The 24,526-nt window shown below is 60.5% G+C and carries 18 protein-coding genes and 2 tRNA genes; 13 read left to right on the top strand and 7 right to left on the bottom strand.

The features are described 5' to 3' along the window. The first annotated feature begins 310 nt into the window (after positions 1 to 310). The 5 genes from BM177_RS02045 (at position 311) to BM177_RS02025 (ending at position 7,440) form a co-directional block, all read left to right on the top strand. Entirely contained in the window at positions 311 to 4,387 is a 4,077-nt protein-coding gene (locus BM177_RS02045) for a non-ribosomal peptide synthetase (RefSeq protein ID WP_091676752.1), read from the top strand. Then, positions 4,384 to 5,706, top strand: coding sequence for a lysine N(6)-hydroxylase/L-ornithine N(5)-oxygenase family protein (locus tag BM177_RS02040; RefSeq protein WP_091676748.1), 1,323 nt, complete (start codon positions 4,384 to 4,386; stop codon positions 5,704 to 5,706). Before BM177_RS02045 ends, BM177_RS02040 begins: the two co-directional genes overlap by 4 nt. A 185-nt stretch (positions 5,707 to 5,891) precedes the next feature. Continuing rightward, positions 5,892 to 6,236 carry an ArsR/SmtB family transcription factor gene (locus BM177_RS02035; protein ID WP_091676744.1) on the top strand — a complete coding sequence of 115 codons (345 nt, stop codon included), beginning with the start codon at positions 5,892 to 5,894 and terminating at the stop codon, positions 6,234 to 6,236. After that, on the top strand, positions 6,229 to 6,768 hold the full coding sequence (locus tag BM177_RS02030; protein ID WP_091676740.1) for an SRPBCC family protein: 540 nt from the start codon (positions 6,229 to 6,231) through the stop codon (positions 6,766 to 6,768). Before BM177_RS02035 ends, BM177_RS02030 begins: the two co-directional genes overlap by 8 nt. A 39-nt stretch (positions 6,769 to 6,807) precedes the next feature. Next, positions 6,808 to 7,440, top strand: coding sequence for a dihydrofolate reductase family protein (locus BM177_RS02025; RefSeq protein WP_091676736.1), 633 nt, complete (start codon positions 6,808 to 6,810; stop codon positions 7,438 to 7,440). Positions 7,441 to 7,937: 497 nt separating this feature from the next. Here the strand turns inward: BM177_RS02025 and BM177_RS19880 are convergent. Then, a tRNA-Arg gene (locus BM177_RS19880) sits at positions 7,938 to 8,019 on the bottom strand. A gap of 130 nt (positions 8,020 to 8,149) precedes the next feature. Between BM177_RS19880 and BM177_RS02020 the strand changes: the two genes are divergently transcribed. From BM177_RS02020 to BM177_RS01995, 5 genes are all read left to right on the top strand, one after another. Further along, positions 8,150 to 9,436, top strand: coding sequence for a site-specific integrase (locus tag BM177_RS02020; RefSeq protein WP_091676733.1), 1,287 nt, complete (start codon positions 8,150 to 8,152; stop codon positions 9,434 to 9,436). Between the two features lie 4 nt (positions 9,437 to 9,440). Next, positions 9,441 to 10,103 (top strand): hypothetical protein, encoded by a 663-nt coding sequence (locus BM177_RS19400; protein WP_139223474.1) that lies wholly within the window; start codon positions 9,441 to 9,443, stop codon positions 10,101 to 10,103. Positions 10,104 to 10,169: 66 nt separating this feature from the next. Next, complete coding sequence (locus tag BM177_RS21270) at positions 10,170 to 10,475, top strand: helix-turn-helix domain-containing protein (protein WP_483128874.1); 306 nt, start codon at positions 10,170 to 10,172, stop codon at positions 10,473 to 10,475. After that, a complete protein-coding gene (locus tag BM177_RS02000; RefSeq protein WP_091676720.1) occupies positions 10,472 to 11,158 on the top strand; it encodes a hypothetical protein in 687 nt (228 codons plus the stop codon). Before BM177_RS21270 ends, BM177_RS02000 begins: the two co-directional genes overlap by 4 nt. Then, positions 11,152 to 13,671 (top strand): DUF5906 domain-containing protein, encoded by a 2,520-nt coding sequence (locus tag BM177_RS01995; protein ID WP_139223473.1) that lies wholly within the window; start codon positions 11,152 to 11,154, stop codon positions 13,669 to 13,671. The genes BM177_RS02000 and BM177_RS01995 overlap by 7 nt, the downstream gene beginning before the upstream one ends. A 391-nt stretch (positions 13,672 to 14,062) precedes the next feature. Here the strand turns inward: BM177_RS01995 and BM177_RS01990 are convergent, their stop codons facing one another. The 4 genes from BM177_RS01990 to BM177_RS01970 form a co-directional block, all read right to left on the bottom strand. Next, on the bottom strand, positions 14,063 to 14,401 hold the full coding sequence (locus tag BM177_RS01990; RefSeq protein ID WP_091676713.1) for a hypothetical protein: 339 nt from the start codon (positions 14,399 to 14,401) through the stop codon (positions 14,063 to 14,065). 780 nt (positions 14,402 to 15,181) lie between these two features. Then, a tRNA-Arg gene (locus tag BM177_RS01980) sits at positions 15,182 to 15,258 on the bottom strand. A gap of 146 nt (positions 15,259 to 15,404) precedes the next feature. Beyond that, positions 15,405 to 16,916, bottom strand: coding sequence for a sensor histidine kinase (locus BM177_RS01975; RefSeq protein WP_091676705.1), 1,512 nt, complete (start codon positions 16,914 to 16,916; stop codon positions 15,405 to 15,407). 8 nt (positions 16,917 to 16,924) lie between these two features. Next, positions 16,925 to 18,343, bottom strand: a complete 1,419-nt coding sequence (locus tag BM177_RS01970) for an FAD-dependent oxidoreductase (protein ID WP_091676702.1) — start codon at positions 18,341 to 18,343, stop codon at positions 16,925 to 16,927. Positions 18,344 to 18,701: 358 nt separating this feature from the next. Between BM177_RS01970 and BM177_RS01965 the strand changes: the two genes are divergently transcribed. Then, positions 18,702 to 20,024: a UDP-glucose dehydrogenase family protein gene (locus tag BM177_RS01965; protein WP_091676699.1), complete on the top strand. Its 1,323-nt coding sequence runs from the start codon at positions 18,702 to 18,704 to the stop codon at positions 20,022 to 20,024. A gap of 8 nt (positions 20,025 to 20,032) precedes the next feature. Here the strand turns inward: BM177_RS01965 and BM177_RS01960 are convergent, their stop codons facing one another. Further along, positions 20,033 to 21,130, bottom strand: coding sequence for a COX15/CtaA family protein (locus tag BM177_RS01960; protein WP_091676696.1), 1,098 nt, complete (start codon positions 21,128 to 21,130; stop codon positions 20,033 to 20,035). Positions 21,131 to 21,325: 195 nt separating this feature from the next. Between BM177_RS01960 and BM177_RS01955 the strand changes: the two genes are divergently transcribed. Both BM177_RS01955 and BM177_RS01950 read left to right on the top strand, forming a co-directional pair. Then, positions 21,326 to 22,576, top strand: a complete 1,251-nt coding sequence (locus BM177_RS01955; RefSeq protein ID WP_091677503.1) for an oxalate decarboxylase family bicupin — start codon at positions 21,326 to 21,328, stop codon at positions 22,574 to 22,576. An 80-nt stretch (positions 22,577 to 22,656) separates the two neighbouring features. Next, complete coding sequence (locus BM177_RS01950) at positions 22,657 to 22,866, top strand: DUF2842 domain-containing protein (protein ID WP_091676694.1); 210 nt, start codon at positions 22,657 to 22,659, stop codon at positions 22,864 to 22,866. Between the two features lie 167 nt (positions 22,867 to 23,033). Here BM177_RS01950 and BM177_RS01945 read toward each other — a convergent pair whose 3' ends face one another. After that, a complete protein-coding gene (locus tag BM177_RS01945) occupies positions 23,034 to 24,467 on the bottom strand; it encodes a hypothetical protein (RefSeq protein ID WP_091676692.1) in 1,434 nt (477 codons plus the stop codon). Positions 24,468 to 24,526 lie beyond the last annotated feature (59 nt).

The following is a 24,526-nucleotide window of genomic DNA, read 5'->3' as shown; positions in this document are numbered from 1 at the left end:
TTCGATACATTTACGGCCCCAGCTAGTGAAAATGTTGTCAACCCTCATGAACTGACGATCCACGCCGCCGCGATGGGTCCTCGCTCAATCAATCTCATCAATTAGGACGAATGAGGGGCGGCCAAATTTACCGAATGAAGAAAATTCTTCGGCATCCGAAACTTTCTGTGCGTTACGTTAAATTCCGCGGCGCCTCGATCGTCTTGTAGATGCAGGCTCCAGCCGGCGCGTCGGATCTGCATTGTAGATATTCATGCTTCAAACGATTTCGATGCGCCGATGAGCTTTAGTATAGGAGGGGAACAGAATCGTGAACATAGCCGCTTCGATTGAGCCGTCCCAAAAGGAAAGCCCTTGTTGGTCTTCGCCCGCAGACGCGCCGCTGACTCTCGCGCAGCGACGCGTCTGGTCGCTTTCCCAAATCGGCGGCGACCATGTCATGGGCGCCTATTGCATCAAGTTTCATATACAGGGCCTTCTCGACGTCGACGCCGCGATGCGGGCGATCAGGCTTCTCGGCGCACGCCACGGCGCCTTGCAAACGCGCTTTCTCCGGTCCGCTGGAGGCCGCATCGACCAGCAGATCGACGCTCGTCCCCTGGAGGCGAGGTTTATCGATCTCTCGTCAAACGAAAAGAGCCGGCGCGACGAAGAAGCCCAAAGCCAAATTCAATCGGACGCCTGTTTCGATCTATCCGACGGACCGCCCGCGCACGCGCTATTACTACGCTTCGCGCAAGACGAATATCTGATCGCCCTGACCATCCATCCGATCGTGTGCGACGCCGCTTCATTACGCGTCATCGGTCACGATTTTGCGAATTTTCTCTCGGCGGAAAGTCGTGACGAGACCCCGCGTCAGCCCACTCTTGGACAAGATGTCGGGTTCGGCGCCGCCGAGCAGAAATGGCTTCGCTCGGAGGCATGCGGGACGGCGTTAAACTTTTGGCGCAACCACATCCCTCGAGGACCGGCGACTGCGATCTTTCCGACGCGGCATCAAAATTTACGGGAACAGACAGACGGGCGCGGCTGTTACGACTTCACTCTGCGTCAAGAGTCGAGTAGAGGTTTACGTCAGCTTGAGAACCACATACGGCGGCCCGTATCGATCCTTCTTCTCACCGCTTTTTCGGTGCTGGTCAGCCGCTACAATCTTCAATGCGGCGCGACCCTCGGGCTCGTGATCGAGAATCGTGAAGACGCCGCGCGGCGAGCCGAGGTCGGCCGCTTTGAAGATGTCGTTCCGCTTCTTGTGCGGCTGACCACCGGGCTGACGTTCTCGCAAGCCGCCCAACAGATGGCGACGGCCTTGGCGGAGGCGACGGCGCATCAGACTCCGTTTGAGCGGATCGCTCAGGAAATCTCCGATCGCGACGGAGAGGCGGTCGGCAGTTTCATCCAGGCGTTGTTTGAGCATCGAGGCCCTGTGAGCTTCGCCTCGGCTCTCAGCCCCGGCTTCACAATCGACCGCGTCGAAACGAGCGGCTCCCGCGCTGACGCTCCGATTGTCCTCACGACGCAGGAGAACGCGGATGGAACGATCACAGGCCGCATCAACTTCGCCGACGGGCTGTTCGACCCCAAAATCATTCAACGCGCGGCGACTCATTTCATCAGGATCATAGACGCGGCGACCGCCGATCCGGATATTGCGCTGCGCGACATTCAGCTTTTGAATGCGGAGGAGCTTGACGATCTTTCCGCGCCCTATCCGGACGCCGAATGCGATGACGTTCGCCCGATCCACGAAATCATCGCGGCGCAAGCGCAACGCCAGCCTGAGGCTCCCGCCATCTACCATGGCGAGTCGTGTTGGCGTCACGGCGAACTGGACAAAGCCGCCAATCGGCTCGCGCATCAGTTGAGGGAGCTTGGCGCGGGATCTGAGATTTGCGTCGGCATAGCATTGCGGCGCTCTCCGGAAGCGATCATGGCGATTCTTGCGGTTCTCAAGGCCGGGGCCGCTTTCGTTCCGATCGATCCCGATCATCCGCAGGTCCGGATACGCCATATGTTGAAGGACGCCGGCGTTACAATCGTGCTGACGGAAAATGCGCTTCGTCGATTGATCCCAGACGACGTTGACGTGACGATCCTGGCGATCGATCAGGCCGGTCCCGACCTTCCAGTCCACGCGCCCGACGCCGTCATCGCGCCCCACCAGCTTGCCTACGTGATCTACACGTCCGGTTCGACCGGCGCTCCAAAAGGCGTGGCGGTCGAACACGGCCCGCTCTCAAGACATTGCCAAAGCACTGTGCGGGTCTACGAAATGAACGCGCAGTCATGTGAACTCGCCTTCCTGCCGTTCAGTTCCGACGGCGGACATGAACGCTGGATCACGCCGCTGATGGTCGGCGGCAGCGTCGTCCTGCCGGACAGACTTTGGACGCCCGAAGAGACCTTCGCCGCCATGCGGCGCCATGGCGTCAACAACGCGAGCTTTCCGACGGCGTATCTGCAACATCTGGCGGAATGGGCCGCAACGACCGGCTCCGCTCCGCCGTTGCGCCTCTATTCGTTCGGCGGCGAAGGGCTCCCGCAAAAGACATTCGATCTTCTCTCAAGCGCCCTCAAGGCGCAATGGCTTATCAACGGCTACGGCCCTACCGAAACCATCATGACGCCGATGGTGTGGAAAGTCCGAGCGGGCGCCGGCTTCGAGGGCCTTTATGCGCCGATCGGCCGCGCCGTCGGCCGCCGCCGCATCTACATTCTCGACAAAGACCTGAACCCCGCGCCGATCGGCGTGACGGGCGAACTCTACATTGGCGGCGACGGCGTCGCCCGCGGCTATGTAGGAAATCCCGCGCTTACCGCCGAACGTTTCGTGAAAGATCCGTTCGGGGGAGCCGACGGACGTCTTTATCGTTCGGGCGATCTCGCGCGCTGGAGGGACGACGGGTCTGTGGAATTCATCGGCCGCAGCGATCACCAGGTGAAGCTGCGCGGCTTCCGCATCGAACTGGGCGAAATCGAAACCGCGCTGCGCGCCGAGCCAAACGTCAGCGAATGCGCCGTGATCTTGCTGACCGAGAGCGGACGTCAGCCGGCCCTCGTCGCCTATGTCGTTCCCGCCAAAGGGACGACGCTCGACCCTGTTGGCTTGCGGAAAAACCTGGCCCGGCAATTGCCCGACTACATGACGCCGAGCGCCGTCCTTATAATGGACAGATTGCCGCTCAACGCCAACGCCAAGCTGGACCGCGCCGCGCTGCCATCCCCGGCCGCGTCAGGGCAGGATCTCGCGCCGCCCACGACGAAGTGGGAGGAGGCGCTTGTCCGGATCTGGCGGGACGTACTGGGGCTTTCCGAGATCGGCGTCACGCAGAACTTCTTTGAGATCGGGGGCAATTCGATCGCTGCGCTGCGGATTCTCAGCAAGATCAAATTGCTGCACCCCGACACCAGCGTCAGCATCGCCGACCTGTTCAATCACCAGGATATCCGGGCCCTCGCCCCGCTTGTCGACAGCAAACGCGCGCGAAGCGCTGAAGCGGAGATCATCCGCCTGCGCGCAAATGGCGACAAACCGACGCTCTATTGTTTCCCCGGCCTTCTTGTCAGCACACGCGAATATATGCGTCTTGTCGATTACCTCGGTCCAGATCAACCGGCGACGGGCTTTCTCTGTTATTCGCTTTCCGAAGACAAGAAAATCGACGCCTCCGTGGAAGAAATAACGGCGCGCTACGCGGATCGCATTCGAAGCGAGAGCAAGGGACGGCCCTGTTTCTTTCTTGGCTGGTCATGGGGTGGCCTTCTCGCCTACGAGGCCGCGCGAATGCTGAAAGACGATATCGACCTTCGCCTCATCGCCATGGTCGACGTCTGCGACATGGACACGGACTTCGCCGTCGGCGCGGTTCCCGCCTTCAAGCCGGGCGAACGCGACGAGCTTCAGCGGCGCATCATTGGTTGGCTCGTCGAGACCAGAATGCGCGCCGACTGGGATCGGCTCCTCGGTTCGATGGACGCGCAAGCCTATGATCAATTCCTGCGCTTCGTCGGCAACAGCGAAGAGGACTTGCCGACAGACGGGCCGGACATCGGCAGCAGAGAGCACACATTCTGGGTGCTCATCGACAACGCGCTGATCTTTCGCCGCTACCACATGAAGCCCTTCGATTGTCCGATTTCATCCTGGGCTGCAGAAGATTCCTTGAACCGGGGTCTCAATCTGATCGATTGGCGCAGTCTTTCGCGCGAAGCGCGGGCCGCCGAGATCATTCCCGGAACCACCCATCTCCATATTATCGGGGCGACGGCGTTCCATGCGCGCCTAGCCCTCCACATCGATGAAGCCTTCGATCTTTCGAAGCGAGAGCCCGCCAAGACGAAGGCCAATGACTTTTTCCAGATGACGAGGGGCAGCCGCCTATGACCGAACACAATCTTGACCTCGCCGGAATCGGCATCGGCCCGTTCAACTTGAGTCTCGCGGCCCATCTTGACGCCATCCCCGCGTTGAAAGCGCGGTTCTTCGATCAGCGCGAGCGATTCGCCTGGCATCCCGGATTCATGCTGCCGGACGTTGAGCTGCAAACATCCTTTCTGAAGGATCTCGTGACCGCGACAAACCCGACGAGCCGCTGGTCGTTTCTTTCATATCTTGTCGCGCACAAGCGTTTCTATCAATTTCTCAACGCCGAATTCGAGGCGACCCCGCGTAAGGAATTCGCGAAATACCTCGCGTGGACGGCCGACGGGTTAAGCCAATTGCAATTCAACGCCCGGGTGAAGGAAGTGTCGTTTGGCCGCACAGCGTTCAATGTGAGGCTGGACGACGAAGAGGTGTCGACACAACATCTGGCTCTCGGCATCGGCCACGCGCCATACGCGCCGGCATGGGCGAGCCCGCTCATCGGCGCCAATTGTTTCCACTCCTCGCAAGCCGTGGACAGACTCGCCGACGTCAGCCTGGACCAGGTCGCCGTGATCGGCGGCGGACAAAGCGGGGCCGAGGTCGTACTTCATCTTCTCTCCGACGCGAGATGCGGCACGAAAGAGATCAAGTGGATCAGCAGACGGCAGAACTTCGAGCCGCTCGACGCCACGCCCTTCACCAACGAACTCTTTACTCCGGACTATGTCGAATGCTTCCGGGGGCTCGGCGAAGAACGTCGGCAGGCTCTGCTGGCGCATCACAAGCTCGCAAGCGACGGCGCCTCCGCGTCGACGCTGCGGGCGATCTACCGGCGGCTCTACACACTTCACCATTTGGAAGCGAGCGAGACCGACGTCGCGTTCATGCCGCATCGGGACGTCATTCATGTGGATCGTCAAAAAGACGCGTTCAAGCTGATCATGCGCAATGGATTCGACGGCGGGATCGAAATCGTGTTCGTCAAGACCATTATCCTGGCGACCGGCTACGCGTTCCGAATTCCTGATTTTCTTGCCCCACTCAAGGACAGGATAGCGCTCGATCGTTCCGGCAATTTCATTCTCGGCGATGATTTTTCGTTGAAATGGGATGGCCCTCGGCGCAACCAGATCTTCGCGCTCAATGCGGGACGAAACAGCTACGGCATCGCTGAACCGCAATTGAGCCTCATGGCCTGGCGGAGCGCGGTGATCGTCAATGCGCTCTTGCAGCAGCCCCATTTCGATCTTGATCTTCCGCCCTCGATCATGCGTTGGGCGACGAGCGAAGACCGCTACACGGAAGCCCTTGGCGCAAGCGTTTCAATCGCGGGGTGAAATCGCGCTGTTCGGGGTGATCGCCACGCTTCACTAAATGTGCGTGATCCCCCCATTCGCCCACTCTGAGCGTGGACGGGCTCGGCGCTGATCCTTTCCCGCCTGGACAGACAGTTCCTTCCCCGGCCTTGACACGCAATCCCCGACATATATACTAATAGGTATATAAAATAATTGGTTTAGATATGAGCGATTCCTTAAGCGCCAAGTTTGCAGCTCTCGCTGACCCGACGCGGCGCGCAATGTTGGCCCGCCTCGCACTCAGTGAGTTAACTTTGGCTGATCTTGCGAAGCCATTGGAGATGACGGTTCCGGCCGTCGCAAAGCACTTGGCGGTGCTGGAACGCGCCGGCTTCGTTACGCGGAGTAGACCTACCAAATCGGTCGCGCGGCCGGCGAAACTTCAAGTCGCCGCATTCTCGGAAATGGCGGATTGGATCGAAAAATGTCGAGTGCATTGGGAAGGCAGTTTCGATCGGCTTGCCGCGTATCTGGAAACGCCAGAGGCCAAGGGCGCTGAGGATGCCTGACCGCAACGCGAAACATATAAGCGTTTGTCCTGGCGTAAGCCGTGACGCGCCACGCCCCTTAATTATCGTCCGAGACTTTCAGGCTCCACGCGAGCGAGTATGGCGAGCCTGGACGCAGCCTGACGCAATAATCCAATGGCACGGCCCAGAGTTTTATCGAGCTGCCGAAGTCAACGCGGATGTCCGCGTGGGCGGATCTTGGCGCGCCTGCCTTAAGTCAGACAATGTTGACGCCGTCGTTCTCTGGCAATCAGGACGATACCTCGTAGTAATGCCGCCCGAACGCTTAGAGTTCACGTTCGCTTGGGAAACTCCGAACCACGAAGACGGTCCTGGCGTCGAGACGCATGTCATCGTCTGCCTGGAGGAGTTGGCGAACGGCGGTACGCGGATGCATTTCAGTCAGACCGGGTTTCTGTCGGAAAAGAGCGCAATGAGTCATTCCACTGGTTGGAACGGCACGTTCGATAGATTGGCGGAATTTCTTCTCTACAAGGATCGCCGGTCAGCCGCCCAAGCTGTCGCCGACTAAACTCTCACGCGGACAAATTTACTACTGAACGGAGGTCCTATGGGCAAGGTGCGCGTAGCAGGTTTTGCAGTATCCGCCGACGGCTTCGGCGCCGGCCCGGACCAGAGCCTGGAGCATCCGCTCGGCAGGCGGGGCGGGGAGCTGATGAATTGGCTCTACCCGACCCGGGCCTTTCGATCGATGATCGGGAAGGACGGCGGGACGGACGATCGCTTCGCCAGCGCCGCTATGGAAGGCTTCGGCGCCTTTATCCTTGGCCGCAACATGTTTGGACCGGCCGGCGACGATTGGGGCGGTCCCGACTGGAAGGGCTGGTGGGGAGACGATCCGCCGTATCACGCTCCAACCTTCATCCTCACCCACCATGCCCGGCCGCCCATCCTGATGGAGGGCGGCACGACTTTCTATTTCGTCGCCGAGGGGATTGAGTCGGCGCTCGCACAAGCCAGAGCCGCCGCGGGCGATTTGGATGTGAAGATCGGCGGCGGCGTCGCGACCGTCCGCCAGTACCTTCGCGCAGGCGCGATCGACGAGATGCATCTGGCGGTGTCGCCCATCTTTCTGGGCCGGGGCGAGTCCTTGTTCGAGGGAATAGACCTGCCGAGCCATGGCTATCTCGTGACGGAGGTAGTTCCGACGGAATTAGCGACTCACCTCGTGCTCACTCGTTAAGTCCAATGGCTCGACTCACGAAATGACCAAGGCCGCTCGCCAACTCGCTTCCGGTCCTTTTTCGCCGGTCACGGGTGCGGACATGGTCGCTAAGGAGGAAGGTCCGAACGGCTCACATATTTTTCGACAATCAATTTGAAGGGAGATACCACCGTGGCGGGAGCCGGGACGCTGTCAGCAGAGTTGCACGCGTGTCCTCGTGATCGGCCTAGGGCTTCTCGTAGGTCTTCTTAAGGTGCTTAAGAGAACTCTTTTTATCGACGTTCGCTTGAAGATGCTCCAGCACGAACTTCATCCGCGACTTGCGCTCGGCAAGAACCTCGGCCCACGTTTTTACCCAGACCTCTACCAAAGACGGTTTGGAAGGCGGGTGGCGGCCGCTGCGGAACTCGAACCCGCACGGGCGAAGCCCCAGGCATTTTAAGCGCCTTTACGGGCCTAATCCGGGCCGCAGCGCCGGCCGCTGACATTCGTTAAGCACATGATTTTGATAACTTTGGCGCGCCCGAAGAGATTCGAACTCCTGACCCCTAGATTCGTAGTCTTAGGACCATGCTTTCCGGTTGTTTCTTCAAGCCCCAATATGCATGACTAATCATTGACTTAAAGTCGACGCCTCCCATATTATGTTTCCGAGAGCCTGCTTCTGTTCCCTTTTTGGGAATGCCCTGGGGGTGCCCCGGCGAATAGAGAGGCCTCGGAGACTTGAATGCGAGCCCTCATCACAAAGCGCATGGTCGATGGCTTAAAGCCGACCGCCGCCGATTTCTACGTCTTCGACCCTGAAACTATCGGCTTCGCCGTGCGTGTCCGTAAGACCGGCGGGATGTCCTACATCGTACAGTATAAGGCTGGCAGCGGTCGGGGCGCTCCAACACGGCGCGTAACGATCGGGTGCGTTGGAAAGCTGACTCCGGATGAAGCCCGCACAGAAGCTAGAAAGGTGCTCGGCTCCGTTGCGCACGGCCAAGACCCGGCGGCGGATAAAGCCAATGAGCGGCGATCCCTATTATTGAAAGACGTGATCGACGCCTTTTTACGGGAGCATGTTGAAGCAAAGCGCAAGGCTTCAACGGCGGCATGGGTGAGGGACGCCTTATGCCGCATCGTGAAGCCCGCCTTGGGCGCGATGTCGGCAGCCAAGGTGACCCGGCAGGATGTGACACGGCTGCATTCTTCTAGAAGCAAGACGCCAGTTCAGGCGAACCGCGTGCTGGCAATTCTCGGCGCTCTCTATTCGTGGGCAAGCAAGACCGGCTATGTGCCTGAGGGGTATAACCCCGCAAGGGGCATCGAAAAGTTTCCAGAGCAGTCGCATGAACGCTTTTTGACGCGCGACGAATTGACGCGGCTTGGTGACGCGCTCCGCTTGGCGGAAACGACTGGCCTTCCTTGGCGCGTCGATGAAACGAAGGAGAAGGCGAAGCACGCGGCCAAGCCCGAAAACCGCTGCGAGAAAATGGACATTTTCGCAGTCGCGGCGATCCGGCTTTTGATCCTGAGTGGCGCACGGCTCCGCGAAATTCTGCATGCCCGTTGGGAGTTCATCGACTTTGAGCGCGGCGTCATTTTCTTGCCGGACAGCAAAACTGGAAAAAAACCAATCTATCTTAGCGCGGCGGCGCAGGAGCTGCTGTCATCGTTGCCGCGCATAGAGTGCAACCCGCATATCATCCCAGGCGAGAAAGACGGGCAGCCCCGCGCCGACCTAAAGCGGCCATGGATGGCCGTGACAAAGGCAGCCGGACTCGAAGGCGTGCGCATCCATGACCTTCGGCACTCGTTCGCCAGTTTTGGCGCAGCCGCTTCCCTTGGGTTGCCGGTTATCGGCAAGCTGCTTGGTCATGCGCAGCCCTCGACAACGGCGCGCTACGCGCATCTGGACGCGGACCCGGTGCGGCGCGCGGTTGAGACGATCGGCGCGACTATCGCGTCTGCGATGGGAGACGGCGCAAAGGGCACCTTGGTTCCCATGCCAACGGAGCGGACGGGGTAGCGGCGTGGTCAAAATATATGACGATCCGCCCGCTTGGTTTCTCAAAAAAGACTATAGTTATTTGGGCGGCCTGGATGCGGCGGGAGGGCTAGACGAGCTTGAAAGATGTCTACACCTCGAAAACGAGGGTGCGAAACGCAAGGCAGGGGAGCCGACTTTCGAACAGGAGCGTGAAAGTTTGTTTGGGGGAAAAATTCCGGACGGCATTATCCCCCGCTACGTTGGCCCTCCAGCAGTTCGCGCCATTGATAAAACCGACCCCGAAAGCCTTGGTCCACTCGCGTCTCACATCCTTACCCTTCAAATATGTCTCGCTTCGAACGACGCGGATATCATGGCGGGGGTCGAGAGAGAACTTAGCCGCGCCCGTGAGCAGTATCCAAGCGTTGTAAGGAAGCCCGGCCCGCAAGTCTTGAATGCGCGTATCGACAAGGCGCAGTTCGATCTCTGGCAAAACCGCAAAATCATTGAAATTTCCGAATTGTACGATTGGGCTTCGCGGGAAGGCCGCGCCCTTTCAAGCGCGGACCTTGGGCGATGGCTTTTCGCGCAGAATTATTCCGACCCGAATAACACAGTTTGCAAGGCTCTGGAGACGCGCAAGCACGCCTTCAAAATGATCCCGGCCCTGTGGGCGCAAGTCAACGTTACCGCTAACTCGGCCTAGTCATCGGAAATGCACCGCCGCCTGAGTTTGTTTTAGTAGGAGCATCTTTTCCAAGAGGTGCTTCCGATGGGTTTAGCTGACATATCTTCTCCTTCCTTGCCGCAATCCGTGAAAGCGGCCCGCGACCGGTTGTTAGGTTCGGTGACCCTGCCCGCGACCGACAACACGTCCCCCTTGCTTCGTACCAAAGAAGCGGCTGCCCGCGTCGGCTTGGCCGAAGCAACTTTAGAAAAGCTCCGCTGCCTTGGCGGAGGTCCTCCCTATTTCAAAGTGAGCCGCAAGCGTGTAGTTTACGACGCTGCTGAACTTGATCTCTGGGCTCGGTCGCAGCGCTTCGCTTCCACGTCTGACGTCGGGAGTCCGCGCTCATGACGAGTTCAACCGTTAATGAACCGCGCGCGGTCGGAAAACCGTTTCAATCACTTGTTAAACTAAAGCTCTCCCCCTACGAAACGATCTTGGCGTCGCCGAAAATCGCCGAAAAAATAGCCGCTCAATACCGCACTCGGATGGAGACCGCGCACGCGGCCCAAGGCATGCGCGCATTTGAAAGCCCTCGTGAGCACACTGCCCTGCACGAGGCAGGGCACGCCGTTCTGGCCCATATCGATGGGATACAAGTCGAAGGAATAAGGATATGGCCGCTTAGTGTGAATGACCAAGTGAATTGGGACGGCTTCACCAAATTTGACAACGGATTCCCAGACGACGAGGCAATGAGCCTCCGCAATACCTTGGCGGGCTGGGCCTCCGAATTACTCTTTGTACCAAAACACGACCAGCGGGCTGGCTCGTCCATCGATGAGATCGTCTCGGCCGAGCTTACAGCCGTGGTCATCGCGAAAAAGTTAGGCGGCGACCCGAACGCCATATTCGAAAGCGAAATTGATAAAGTCTTCACTGTTTTGCGCGGCTACGAAGTTGCGGTGCGCAAGATCGCTCGATGGTTGATGCAACACCGAACAATGGGACGCGAAAAAATTCTGTTCGCGATAAACCCCTCTGACGGCCTCATCGCGACCACCGGTAAACACCGGGGGCAATCGCGATGCTAGAAGAAACAGCAAGCGACGCATGCAGCCTGACAGATTCGGCCGTTCCATCCGCGCCTCGTTTGGAATCGTTCGATCGCGCTGAAGCCGAACGCTTTCTGCATTGGCTCGATCCATCCATGGATCAATTCACCTTCCAGACGTTCGATGATAGCGCAAAAAAGGACAAGCGACTTGCGCACGTTTTGAACGGCTCGCTCGATCAGCACTGGGGTAAGCTGTTCGCCTTGTCGCGGAAAGGCGCTGGCGTCTTCGTAACGATCAACCGCACTGATCTGAAGGGACGTAAGACGGAGAATATCATCGGAGTGCGCGCGCTGTTCGTCGACCTCGACGACGCACCAGCTTCTGACCTCAAGCGGTTAAAATACCTGCCGCTTCGCATCCATTTAACGAGCGAGGCTGTGTCCAACGGTGCGGGTAAGCTGCCACGGGTTCACGCGTTCTGGAAAGTCGAAGGCGTCGAACTTGATGAGTTCGCCACGATCCAGGACAAGCTCGCGCGAATTGTCGGCGGGGATGTCGCCGTCAAGGACCTGCCGCGCGTGATGCGGCTGCCGGGGTTCCCCAACAACAAGCGGACCCCGCAAACGCTCGTCCGCAACGTGACGCCAAACATTCTGGCGCGCAACGCCACCGCCATCCCTAAGCTCGCATTCTTCACTGCGGTTGAGGAAGCGTTCAGTCGCGAGGGATTTTCCTGCCTAGAGCGGGCTGAGAGAGGGCCAGTTCTAACATTCTCACAAGGTGCTCCCGACGAAGCGATGCGACGCCTAGCCGCCAGGACCCAGCGCATCTTCGAAGACGCCATAGACCCCACTGCCCGCGAGCTTCTCCCGCTCGTTGCGGACATGCTGCGCTACGTCTCTTCCGACTTGCCGCGCACGGAGTGGTGGCCGCATCTCGCCGCGATGGCGCATCTCGCTGGCGGAAGCGACGAGGCGCGGAGCGAGGCGGAAGCGGTCTGTCGGGAATGGTCCAGCGGGTATGCTGCCGACGGGGCCAAATCGACGCGCTACGCAGGCTCCACACTTTTCGACGAAGCCGATTTCAACGCGCAATGGAGCAGTTGCATCGCGCGGACCAGCGTAGGTGAACCCGCAACGTGGCGATCGATCCGGCGCGCAGCCCTCTCGGGCGGGTGGACCGCGCCGCAAACGAGCTATTCCACCTTTGCTAAAGCCGGATCTTCGAAGCGCGACCCCGATATCGTTGACCTCTTGAACGAGCGGTGGGCGTGGCTTGAAGACGAACAGGTCATTTTCGACCTAAAATTTCTGACGACCCGCACGCGCGATCAGATGATGGGGGACACCGCAGCGCTCTTCACCACAGAGGAGGCCAGCAGTGGCAGGATGAAACGCGTCTCTGGCTACAACCTTTGGTTCGTGGCGAGTAATAGGCGCACCTTCGCAGGCCGCCGCTTTTTGCCGGGCCACGGCCCCTTCGTCGATAAGGATGCAGAGGGCAAACCGCTGGGGGGGGTCTATGTTAACCTATGGCAGGGATGGGGCTGCGAGCCTGTTAAGGGCGACGTAGGGCCTCTGAAAGCCCTTATTTCGCGGCTCTGCGGAGGCGACGAGGAGGAAATCAGATATCTCACATGGCGCATCGCGGTGAAGCTCCAGAAGCCATGGGTCAAAATACCATCCTACGTGCTTATAGTGACCAGCCAGGAAGGCACGGGGAAATCCCAACTGGGAAAGTTTATCGTCGGCCTCTACGGCAAGCACGGTAAGATCATAACGGACCGTGAACTGGAAAGTAGCTTCGATGACTGGAAGGCGGACGGTATTCTTTTCGCAATGAGTGAAGAAGTGTCTCTCAAGGAGAAGAAGAGCACCGCGAACAGGTTGAAGGCCATGACTTCCATGGAGGTCCAGCACATCAACCCAAAAGGAAAACCGTCATACTCGACCGAGAATTATCTTGACCTGTACTTTACAGCTAACGATTTCGACGCCCTCTACATCCGGAATGATAAGGAGAGGCGACCTTTTATCACACACCACTCTGTTGAGCCGATGCCGATGCAGGAGGCCGCGGCTCTGCAAAAGTGGTACAACGCGGGCGGCAAGGAAGCGATGCTCTTCTACTTTTTGCACGAGGTTGATGGTCGCACCTTCAATATCTACGCCCCCGCCCCCTCCACCTCAGGCAAGACGCTAATGGCCGAGGCGAGCCGGTCGCCAGCAGAGACATTCGTCGCGGAGCTTCTTGCCGATGCCGCTGAGGATGCGGCGGAAGGCAAGGGCGTGGCGCTGCGAGATTTCAGCGCGCTGCTGACCGCGTACGCCGGTATGGGCGCGGCCATCGACAAGCGGGCGGAGAAATACTTAGCCATGGCGTTGACGAAGGCGGGCGTTCCACGACGCCGCGTGCGGGTAGCGAGGAGCGGAGGGGCTCAAAAAAGCCTGTACGCGGTCCTTGAGCCAACGAAATGGGTCCTCGCAAGGAATGAGGAATGGGTGTCCGAGTTCGACGCTAGCGCTAAAGCTTCGGAGGGGAGGAATTGACACCCGCGACCTGGATAATAGTAACGCTCAAGTTGTGCAAGATGGCCAGCATCTTCACCGAATCGCTGCGCAAGATGGACAGGATAAGGGGGTCCGAAATCGCCCGATCTTGCCCAACGAAGCCCTTGTTATTACGAGTGTTTTCCTCCTATGGTCAAGATGACCAAGATGAACAAGATAAAAGACTATTGGTATTCGAAACTGCGGATGTGGCAGCCATGGATACTTATGGAAACGCACGCCCCCAAATCGCACACACACTGCTCGAATATGCCCCAATATAAAAATCGCGTTTATCTTGCACAGGCTGCACAGCGTAAACGTAGCCATACTTCTCGAGGGGTCGCATGACTGACAATTCAAGCTCTGACTTAACTGCAGCCTTGGCTCCTTACATGGGTATAGAGCGCGCACAGCCTGCCGTGCCCGCGTCTCCGAAGCCTGTGCCTTTACCGCCCCGCCCAGCTTGGGCTGAGGACCCTGGGCAATTACGCTTTTCTTCGTGAGCAATCAAGGAATCAGACTTTATTGGAAAGTTAGCAATCAGGTCCGCTAATTTGGCTAAACCTTCCTTGACTAGATCAAGAAGCTCACAGGCATCATTGGCGGTCATGAACGAAGTTTCGATTTTTTGGATTTTGATTTGGCTCTCGATGAAGTATAATAAGCAGTCGCCAGCAGCCTGATAAAAAGTTACGGGTAGTTCTATCCTCTTTTTCCAGAATGCCATCTACTACTCCATCGGATCGGGGGGCCTTCCAACCAATTCTGCAATCCCGTGAGCAGCGTAACTATCACGCCCGCCGCCTAAAATCGCCCTCTCGGCCGCACGACCCGTATTCAACGACGGCCGCCCTTGACAAGGCCGCGCCGAGAGCGCCGCAGAAGCGCCGGATAGCAGAGGACCGGCCGACGTCCTCGCCGTCATGCTCCTCAGCGATTGCAGCGCGACCCCACTCTTGCCTGCGAGGACGCCCTTCATGCTCAAGTCGCGCGCAAATTCGACTTCGAGATGGGCCGTGTTGTGCCAGCAACTCAACGGTGAGCTTTACGGGAAATCCAAAAACTGCGCACGATTTTGGAGCGAGGGCGGAATTTTCTTTTAGGCTGGCGCAAAGCCCGACTGGCTTCGAACTTTATTCAGGGGGCTGGTGTCGTCAGAGTGTTCGCCGGTGGCGCGGCGGGGGCTCCGGCAATTATATTGCTATGGCGCGACGAGCGCCGATCGATGAATTAGGCCGCCCACTTCCATTTGCTTCCGAACCAAGAGTTCTGGAAGCAGAGCCATGACTGAGCCTGCCGGTCCATTGGCGAGAGCCTTCTTTCTTCGAATTTCACTCGCTTGTCGATGCGCCGCCCGCCGCTTCAGAGACTGACGCGACCTTGCGCTGACAAGCTGAAGTTTGCGTCACTGCGTCCACGGACCGCCCGAGACGGTTACGCGGGGTGCCCTGGGGGTGCCCAGGCCATAAAACCAATCACGGGTGTCAGAGTAACATATTGAAAATACTGGCGCGCCCGAAGAGATTCGAACTCCTGACCCCTAGATTCGTAGTCTAGTGCTCTATCCAGCTGAGCTACGGGCGCCTGTCGCGTCGTCTACATCTGGCTGACCTCGCCCAAATGTGACCGATCGACATCGCGGATGTTTAACGGCTCCCGCTCGCCTTAGCAATAGGGTCGACGGCCTTTCGCTCGGCCTCCGCCTCCAAGGCGTTGCTGGGAGCGCCTTGTCAGGGCTGAAGGGCCTGATCCGGCGCATGCAGCAACGGCAGCGTTATCCGGAATTTCGCCCCGACGGCGTCGCCTGCCTCTGAAATGAGCCTGATTCGGCCGCCATGCGCGAGAACCAGATCCGCCGCGATGGCGAGCCCCAGACCGGAGCCCCCGGCCCGGCTGGAACTGGAAAAGGCCTTGAAAAGCTGGGGCCTGAGCGCGGGCGGCACCCCCGGCCCCGTGTCCTCGACTTCGATCACGAGGGCAGCATCCTCGCGCCGTGCGCTGATCCGCACTTCTGCGGGCAGCCCCGCAGACGCCCCGGCGCTTTGCAGCGCGTCGGCCGCATTCCGGATCAAATTCATCAAGACGCGGAACATCTGCTCGGCGTCGGCGACAATCTCGAAATCCTCGCTTACGGCGTTGGCGGCGGCGATTTTTCCATCGCCAAGCGCCGCCGATTCCACCGCTTCATCGACCAGCGGCCGCAACAGAAAGCGCCGCAGCTTCGGCGGCTCGTCCACGGCGCGGCCATACGTCATCGTCGCTTGGCAAAAACGGATCGCGCGATCGAGCGTCGCGACAAGCTTCGGCGCCAGTCTTTGCGCAAGAGGATCGGTGACGTTCGCGAGCCGGTCGGACAAAAGCTGGGCCGAGGTCAGCATGTTGCGCATGTCGTGATTGATCTTGGCGACCGCGAGACCCAGCGTCGCGAGATGCTTCTTCTGGCTAAGCTCGCGCGCCAGATCCTCCTGCATGACCGCCAGCGCTTCCTCGGCGCGGCCGATTTCGTGATGAGCGCCTGACGGAACGATCACCCGCGCGGCGTTCTCGGGATCGGCGCCGAATTCGACGAGATTTGTGGTCAGCCGCCGCAATGGGCGCAGGACCATCAGGTGGATCGCGATGGAGGCGAGGGTCGAGACGATGGCCGACATCACAAGGGTGAAAAGAAACAGCCGCCACGAATAGCTGCGCATGGCGTCTTTGAGGGGCGCTTCGTCCATTGTGATGGCCACGGATTCGCCGCCCATGGGCGCATGTCCGAGAATGGTGATCACTCGTCCCTTTGGCGCGGTGATCGTGGCGACGGCGCCGGCGATCGAGGTCCAGAACGTCGGATGCCGCATATCGTAAACTTCGTCGACCGCCGGAGGCAGTTCGGACGCCGCCAGGATTTTTTTCGTTCCGCGCTTGCTGAGCACGATGACGCGCGCCCCGACGCTTTCGAGAAGCTGCCGCGGCAAGGCTTCGGGAATCATCGAACTTGGGGCCGCTTCAAGGACGAGCGCCGCGGTGTGCGCCGCGCTCAGCCTGTTCCTCAACCAATTGTCGCGGTAGCCCGCGACCGCGGGAATATAGATCATGGTCGCGGCGGCCATGACGAACGCCGTTATCAGCAGCAGCACCCGCGACGCGAGGCCGAGCCGGATCGCCTGACGCCCCGCCGACAGCGCGGCGCCCGATCCCGCCGGCGATTTGTCCGCAGCCGCAAGCGTCTTGCTTTGTGACACGACAAGGTCGCGCATCGGCGCTCCTATCCGATCTTGCGCAAGATGCGAAGAAGCAGGCGCGTCGCCGGGTTCGCCCCGCGGCGAGCGGCAAATTGCTGACCTGCCCTGCGGACGGCGTCCGCCAGACTGGGATACGGGATAAGCTCGGTTGCGAGAGTCGCCGCGTTCACGCCCCTTGATATGGCGAGCGTCAGGAGATTGATCAACTCCTCAGCCCCGGTTCCGACAATCGCGCCGCCGAGGATGGTCCCGTTTCTGGAGCAGATCAGCGTGACGTGGCCCGTGGCGCTTTCAATCCGGCCCCGATCCGTTTCGCAAAAGGGGAAGCGGAAAATCCGGATAGACTTGCGCTGCGCGCGCGCCTCGGCTTCGCGGAGGCCGGCGACGGCGATCGGAGGATCCGTCATGATGACGTCCGCAGAGGCGCCGGGCGCTATTTTGCGCGCAGGCAGCCCGATGATCGCCGGAAGGACGACAGAGGCGTGATATTCGCCCGCCCCGGAGCCCTGCTGGACGCGCGCGGCGCGCCCGATCGCGAAGATGCGACGATTGCTGGAGCGCAAGTTTGCGCCGACGTCGATCCCCTCCGCGCTGTAGCGCACGCCCGCGGCGGCAAGTCCCAGCCCTTCGACCAAAGGACTGGCTCCGGCGGCGATCATCAGATGCGATCCTTCGATGAAATCCTCCTGCCTCCCCCCGGACAGGAAGACGCGCAGCCCGTCGCCTTGCGGTTCGATGCGGATGACCTCCGCCCCCTCGACGAGGCGGATTCCGTCGGCCTGGAACTGGGCCCGCACCGGCCCGGAAAACTCCTCATCGAGTTCGGGCAGAAGCGCGCCGCCGGTCACGACGACGACCCCGGCCCCAAGGCGGCGCAGCGCCTGCGCGACGGCGAGGCCATGCGGGTCACCGCCGATCACGATCAGGCGGGACGGCGGGCTGTCCAGGTCACAAACCGATGCGCAGGTCAGGGGGTGAACGAGATCCAGACCCGGGATCGGCGAGATCTTGTCCTCGGAGCCCGTCGCGATGACGAATCGCCGCGCCTTGATCGTGCGCCCTCCCGCTTCAAGAGCGTCGCGGCGGGTGAATCGTCCGGTGGCGGCGATAACGTCGATCTTCATGGCTTCAAGCCGGGCCCTCGCGTAATTCGGCGCGATCTTCAAGGCGGCGAGGGAGGCTCGCTCGCCAATCCGGCGAAACTCGATCCGCGGTTCGTCCGTCAGAACGCCTAACTCCCGGCCGCCCCGCAGGGTCTTTACGATGCGGCTCGCGGAAAGCAACGTGCGGCCTCGGGCGGCGGCGTCCAGGCGGTCTGCCGCCAGAGCCCGTCTTTCGACGATCACGACGGACAGTCCCCACAGCGCGGCGCCGACCGCGAGCGATTGCCCCGCGGCTCCGCCGCCGAGCACGCATAGGTCGGGTCGTAACACCTCGTTCATGGCGATGGATCCCAGGGTGAATGCGTCGCGGACGTCTGGCTTTTCAAAATCTTACCTTGACGTCAGGGGGCCGATTGAGCCATCAAGCCGTGACTGCGCCGCAACGCAGCATTTCGGCCTGTTTATTCTCGGAGCTGAGGCGCCGGTCAAGGTCGAGAGCTTAGCGTAAGCATGCGTTTCGAACCAGTGAGCATGCGTTTCGAACCAGTAACCGTGTGATCCGGGCGGCGCCGCCCTGCGATGGCGAAACCAGGTTCGGGCAGGAGAGTGGAATGCGAATCAGCCGTTCACTTCAAGCTGCAATAGAAACGTGTTACGAATAATTTCAACGTTAACTTAACCGAAGCTGAGGTTGGCAATGCGCATCACTATGGTCGGTTCAGGCTATGTCGGGCTGGTTTCGGGAGCTTGCCTCGCCGATTTCGGCCATGTTGTCAGCTGCATCGACACGGATGTGAAAAAGGTCGAGGCTTTGAAAGCCGGCAAAATGCCAATCTTCGAGCCGGGGCTCGAAGAACTCGTCGCCAAGAACGTGCGCCAACAGCGGCTTTCCTTTTCCACGGACCTTGCCTCGGCCGTTGAAGGAGCCGGCGCGGTGTTCATTGCGGTCGGCACGCCCTCAAGACGCGGCGATGGACACGCTGACCTTTCCTTTGTCTACGAGGCCGCGCGCGCCATCGCCGCCGGGCTCAACGGATTCACGGTGATCGTCACAAAATCCACGGTTCCGGTCGGCACCGGCGACGAGGTTGAGCGCATCATTCGGGAGGTCCGTCCCGACGCCGACATCTCCGTTGTGTCCAATCCCGAATTCTTACGCGAAGGCGCCGCGATCGGCGATTTCAAGAGGCCTGACCGGATCGTCCTTGGCGTCGAAGACAAGCGCGCCGAAGTGGTGATGACGGAAATTTACCGGCCGCTCTTTCTCAATCACGCGCCGTTTGTCTTCACCAGCCGGCGGACCTCCGAACTCACCAAATATGCGGCGAACGCCTTCCTGGCGACCAAGATCACATTCATCAACGAGATCGCCGATCTTTGCGAACAGGTCGGCGCCAACGTGCAGGATGTCGCCCGCGGCATCGGCCTCGATCAGCGCATCGGCTCGAAGTTCCTCCATGCGGGTCCGGGATACGGCGGGTCCTGCTTCCCCAAGGACACGTCCGCTCTGATCAAGACCGCGCAGGATTACGGCTCGCCGATCCGCATCGTCGAAATGGTCGCCGCCGTGAACGATCAGCGTAAACGGGCCATGGCGCGCAAGGTGCTGACCGCCTGCGGCGGTTCGGTGCGGGGCAAGACCATCGCGATCCTCGGCCTCACTTTCAAGCCGAACACCGACGACATGCGTGATTCGCCGGCGATTTCCATTATCACCGCGCTTCAGGACGCGGGCGCGAAAATCAATGTCTTCGATCCCGAAGGGATGGATCAGGCTCGTCTCGTCCTGAACGACCTGACCTTTTTCTACGATCCCTACAGCTGCTGCGACAAGGCGGACGCGCTCGTGATCGTGACGGAATGGGACGCGTTCCGAGCTCTCGATCTCGACCGTCTCAAGGAATTGCTGAACGCGCCGATCATGGTCGATCTGCGCAACATTTACGATCCCGAAGAAATGGCGCGGCAGAATTTCACCTATTCCGACGTCGGCCGGGGCAAACAGACAGCGCTGAACTGAGATCTTGTCTACGCCATTCGCCGCGAACGCTCCGCCCAGATGGCCTCGGCGTTCGCCGCGGCAAGGCCTAGCACGACAATCGCCGCCGCCTGATGCAGCAATCCAGCCCAGAGTGGCACGGCCAGAACCAGCGTCGCGACGCCGATCAAAAGCTGGGTCGCGACGGCGCAAGCCAGTATAACCGCCCTGCGCGATGACCGTGTCGCCGGAACGTAGCGCAAGGCGTACAGCGCCTGCGAGAGCGCAAGCGCCAGTAAAGCATAGGCCGTCATGCGGTGCTGGAACTGCGCCAGGACCATATTGTCCACGAAATTGCGCCAGAGCGGGGACAGGCTCGTCAACTGGTCCAGCGGCGGGGCGATATGGCCCTCCATGAGCGGCCAGGTGTTGAAAACCCTCCCCGCCCGCAAGCCCGCAACGAGCGCGCCGAGCCCGATCTGCGTCAGCACAAGCGCCAGAATCCCCGCCGAGAATCCTTTCAAGCGCGATAAAACGCGGGTCGGAACTTCAGCGGGCCGATCCTTGAGCGATGAGGCGATCCAGACGACGGCCGCGAATGTGACCGACGCAAGAAGAAGGTGGATCGCCAGCCGCTCCTGGGCCACTTCGACGCGCCCGGAAAGCCCGGACTTCACCATCCACCATCCGACGAATCCCTGCAGGCCGCCGAGAGCGAGGATTCCGAGCAGCTTGGCTTTCAGGTCAAACGACAGCGCTCCCTTCGCCCAGAAGAAGATCAGCGGCAGGAGCGTCGCAAGCCCGATCACGCGGCCGAGCAGGCGGTGGCTCCATTCCCAGAAAAAGATGAATCTGAAACCGCCGAGATCCATGTCAGGAAAGACCTCGGAATATTGCGGAATGCGCTTGTAATTTTCGAATTCGGCCAGCCAATCCGCCTGACTGAGCGGCGGAACGATTCCGGTCAGGGGTTTCCATTGCGTGATGGAAAGGCCGGACTCGGTCAGCCGCGTCGCGCCGCCGACGACGACCATCAGGAAAATGAGCGCGGCAAGGCCCCAGAGCCAGATCGCCACGGCGCGGCCGAGCCCGGACGCGCGCGAGCGCGAGCGCGCCGCCCCTGCGGGATCGTAAGCAAGCTCGGTCATCGGCGTTTTCCTGTTGGAAAGGGGATTGCCCGCAGAGATAAGGCCCCGGCGGGCGCCTTGTCCATCGCGTCAAACTTCTCCCGCCGGCAGGAACGAAGGATTAAGGCCTCGCCAGTATTGCACTACAATGAGCGACGCGAGCGCGCCGACCGACCGATCCAGAGTCGGCGGAGCCGTCAAAAGGAAAGGCTCGTCATGGCCAGGGTTTCAAGACGGAGCATGTTGTCCGCGGCCGGCACGGTGGCCGCGACAGTGGCGGCGGCGAAGGCCGCGTCTTTCGGCAATCCGGACGAGCCGCCGCAGGGCGCGCTCAACACCAAAGGCAATCCCGCGAGCCTGACCGACCCCGGTCCGCAAAATCCGGCGCTCGGCGCGCAATTTCCTTCGGCGCAATCGCCGCCGCCCACGGATGTCAGCGACATGCCGATGTTCTGGGCCTCGTTCAATAATGCGCCCAAGCGGATCCAGAACGGAGGCTGGGCGCGTCAGGTGACGCAGGCCGATTTCGCGATTGCTGAAACGATTTCCGGCGTCGACATGAAGCTGACCGCCGGCGGCATAAGGGAGATGCACTGGCACCTCGCCGCCGAATGGGGCTTTGTGACCTCGGGCGCCTGCCGGGTCACAATTCTCGACGAAATGGGCCGGGCCCAGGTCGCCGACGTGAAACAGGGAGACATATGGTATTTTCCCGCCGGGCTGCCTCATTCGCTGCAGGGACTTGGGCCGGACGGCTGTGAATTCCTGCTTTGTTTCGACGACGGCAAGGCGACGGAATACAACACCCTGCTGATCACCGAATGGCTCGCGCACACCCCGCCGCAGATCCTCGCCGAAAATTTCGGCGTCCCGGCCGAGACATTCGCGAAAATTCCCCTCCACCAGCTCTACATCTTTCAAGGGGAACTTCCCGGCCCCCTCGCCGTGGATCAGGCCGCGGTGAAGGGAAAACTGGGCTTTCCGCCAAATTCGTTCACCTTTTCGCTGGGGTCCATGCCCCCCACGAGACAAACCAGGGGCGGCGAAGTGAGGATCGCCGACAGCGGCAATTTTCTGGTCTCGAAAACCATCGCGGCCGCGATGGTCACGCTGCGCCCCGGCGCCCTGCGGGAAATGCACTGGCATCCCAACGCGGACGAATGGCAATACTGGATCAAGGGCAAGGGCCGCATGACGGTGTTCGATTCAGGCCCGCGCGCGGTGACGATGGATTTCAATCCCGGAGACATCGGATATGTGAAGCGCAGCAACGGACATTACATCCAGAATGTCGGCGACACCGATCTGCAATTCCTGGAAGTGTTCAGGAGCCCTTACTTCGCCGACGTTTCGCTCTCGGATTGGGTGACCCATACGCCGCCGGCCCTGGTCGCCCAGCATCTCAACATCGATCCCGCGACGATCGCAAAATTCCCCAACAACAAGCCTGAGGTCATGCCGGAATAGGCCGGCGTATTTTTCGCCCGGTTCCGATCGAGAGGGCGTATAAGGCGTTCCGCTTCCCTCTGCGCCATACTGGAGAACACATGCCCCGCCGGATCCGGAAATTCATCGGCGCGGTGGTCATGGTGGGCTTTGTGCTCGTTTACGCGCTTGTCGCCATGGCGCTCGCGCAGGCGCGCCCGATCCAGCAGGCGCCCGGATTAATTCAGGGCCTCTGCTACGCCGCGCTCGGCCTCGCATGGATCCTGCCGTTGATGCCTTTGATCAGATGGATGGAAAAGCCCGACGCCTGACCACGGCGTAGAGCGCTTTTTGACCGGATGACTTCATGCGATCGGAAAGCGCTCTGGAGCATATTCCGATCGGATTGAATCAATCCAATCGACATGAATATGCTCAAGCATTTGATTCTGAAGCGATTTCTGATCGATCGCATGACTTCATGCGATCGGAAAGCGCTCTAGGCGGCGTCCTTGCAGGCGCCGTCCCACTTCGATGGCGGAGCCTCCGACGGCATGCCGATCACGAGAACCTCGCCAGCGCCGCGCTCGATCAATTCCGTTCGCGCTTCCCTGACATCGCCTTCGCGCGGTTGCGGCGGCGTCGCAAGAACGAAGAACTCCGCTTTCTCGGCGAGCTTTTTCGCCAAATCGCTCCGATCGAGCGGCGGCGCGATCAAGAGGACAAAATCGTAGGTCAGCTCCAGCGCGTCGAGAATGCGCTCAAGGGACTGATGATCAAGCGCATCGCCGACGCCGGCCGCGACGAAATGCAGCCGCGACGCGGGATCGCGCCGGATAACTTCCGAAAATGACGCTTGTCCAGAGACCAGTTCGGCAAGCCCGGGCGCCTGCCCTCCGCGCGGCTGAAGCCCGGCCGACTCCGCCGCATCAAACGCGATGACGATCGCGTGGTCCTCCTGCGCCAGATAGCGGGCGAAAGCCAGCATCATCGGCCTTGCGGCGGCGGCGGTCAGGCTGGAGGCGACGATCCGCGCGCCCTGCGATTTCGGGCGGGCGGACAAAATGCGCGAGGCGATGTCCGCCGCGACCCTTTCGGCGCGGGCGGCGCCGACAAGGCTCGGCTGTATCAGGCCGCGCCGCGCCGTTTCGTGAAGTCTGGCGAAGACCGGGGTGGGGCCAAGGATGCGCAGCTGTTCGAACGCGGATTGAGGCGCAGGCTCCCGCTCAAGCGCTGAAAAGACGCCCGAAAATCCACGCCAGAAAAATCCCGAGAGCGCCGCCAAGAATATCGTCCCAGCGCCCGACAGCAGCAGAAGAGATCCCTGAACCTGAGGCAACGCCGGCTCGGCGGCGCGGGTCACAATATGCGCGGCCGGCTCGAGGCCTCGCGCGTCCGCCGGGACGCCTGCGAGCATTTCGAGGTAAAGATCGGCGATCACGTTGGCGGCTTCGGCCGCGAAGGCCCGGTCTTGGGACTGGAAGCCTATTGTGAAGGTCCGGGCGCGAGGCGCCGCGCGCACGGTCAGATGATCGTTGAAGGCCTGGAGGATGCGCTCCTCCTCGCTCACTCTCGAGGGATCGCGCGCAAGCCCCATCGCGATCAGCGCGCGGTCGGCAAAGCCTGGATTTTGAAGCGACGGATTGAATTCCGCCCTCGATTCGATCCTGAGATCCTTGATCGCCTGGCGCGCCAGATCGCGAGACCTGACAAGGCCGGCTTCATAATAGACGCCGGAGAGAAGCCGATGGTCCTGACCGGCCGCGCCGATCGCAAGCTCCGCTTCAGCCCGATAGGTCAGCGGCGCCAGCGCCATGACGACACAGATGAGAAAGGCGCAAACGAGCGAAACCGCCGCGGCGCCGAGAGCGCCAAACTGCTCGGCCTCCGGGACGCGTTCCCGGCCCGGCTCGCTCCATTCCAGCCCGATCATACAACCGCTCCAATACCTTGACGGCATAAGACGCCGTTAAGGTTTCCGAGAGGTTAAAC

The organism is Methylocapsa palsarum (assembly GCF_900114285.1).
GTDB classification, from domain to species: Bacteria; Pseudomonadota; Alphaproteobacteria; order Rhizobiales; family Beijerinckiaceae; genus Methylocapsa; species Methylocapsa palsarum.
This window is presented reverse-complemented; position numbering and strand designations above follow the sequence as displayed.

Excerpts from the sequence above, each read along its gene's own strand:
- BM177_RS02040 (WP_091676748.1), top strand. The coding sequence starts at position 4,384 with ATGACCGAACACAATCTTGACCTCGCCGGAATCGGCATCGGCCCGTTC.
- BM177_RS02035 (WP_091676744.1), top strand. The coding sequence starts at position 5,892 with ATGAGCGATTCCTTAAGCGCCAAGTTTGCAGCTCTCGCTGACCCGACG.
- BM177_RS02030 (WP_091676740.1), top strand. The coding sequence starts at position 6,229 with ATGCCTGACCGCAACGCGAAACATATAAGCGTTTGTCCTGGCGTAAGC.
- BM177_RS02025 (WP_091676736.1), top strand. The coding sequence starts at position 6,808 with ATGGGCAAGGTGCGCGTAGCAGGTTTTGCAGTATCCGCCGACGGCTTC.
- BM177_RS02020 (WP_091676733.1), top strand. The coding sequence starts at position 8,150 with ATGCGAGCCCTCATCACAAAGCGCATGGTCGATGGCTTAAAGCCGACC.
- BM177_RS21270 (WP_483128874.1), top strand. The coding sequence starts at position 10,170 with ATGGGTTTAGCTGACATATCTTCTCCTTCCTTGCCGCAATCCGTGAAA.
- BM177_RS02000 (WP_091676720.1), top strand. The coding sequence starts at position 10,472 with ATGACGAGTTCAACCGTTAATGAACCGCGCGCGGTCGGAAAACCGTTT.
- BM177_RS01995 (WP_139223473.1), top strand. The coding sequence starts at position 11,152 with ATGCTAGAAGAAACAGCAAGCGACGCATGCAGCCTGACAGATTCGGCC.
- BM177_RS01990 (WP_091676713.1), bottom strand. The coding sequence starts at position 14,401 with ATGGCATTCTGGAAAAAGAGGATAGAACTACCCGTAACTTTTTATCAG.
- BM177_RS01975 (WP_091676705.1), bottom strand. The coding sequence starts at position 16,916 with ATGCGCGACCTTGTCGTGTCACAAAGCAAGACGCTTGCGGCTGCGGAC.
- BM177_RS01970 (WP_091676702.1), bottom strand. The coding sequence starts at position 18,343 with ATGAACGAGGTGTTACGACCCGACCTATGCGTGCTCGGCGGCGGAGCC.
- BM177_RS01965 (WP_091676699.1), top strand. The coding sequence starts at position 18,702 with ATGCGCATCACTATGGTCGGTTCAGGCTATGTCGGGCTGGTTTCGGGA.
- BM177_RS01960 (WP_091676696.1), bottom strand. The coding sequence starts at position 21,130 with ATGACCGAGCTTGCTTACGATCCCGCAGGGGCGGCGCGCTCGCGCTCG.
- BM177_RS01955 (WP_091677503.1), top strand. The coding sequence starts at position 21,326 with ATGGCCAGGGTTTCAAGACGGAGCATGTTGTCCGCGGCCGGCACGGTG.
- BM177_RS01950 (WP_091676694.1), top strand. The coding sequence starts at position 22,657 with ATGCCCCGCCGGATCCGGAAATTCATCGGCGCGGTGGTCATGGTGGGC.
- BM177_RS01945 (WP_091676692.1), bottom strand. The coding sequence starts at position 24,467 with ATGATCGGGCTGGAATGGAGCGAGCCGGGCCGGGAACGCGTCCCGGAG.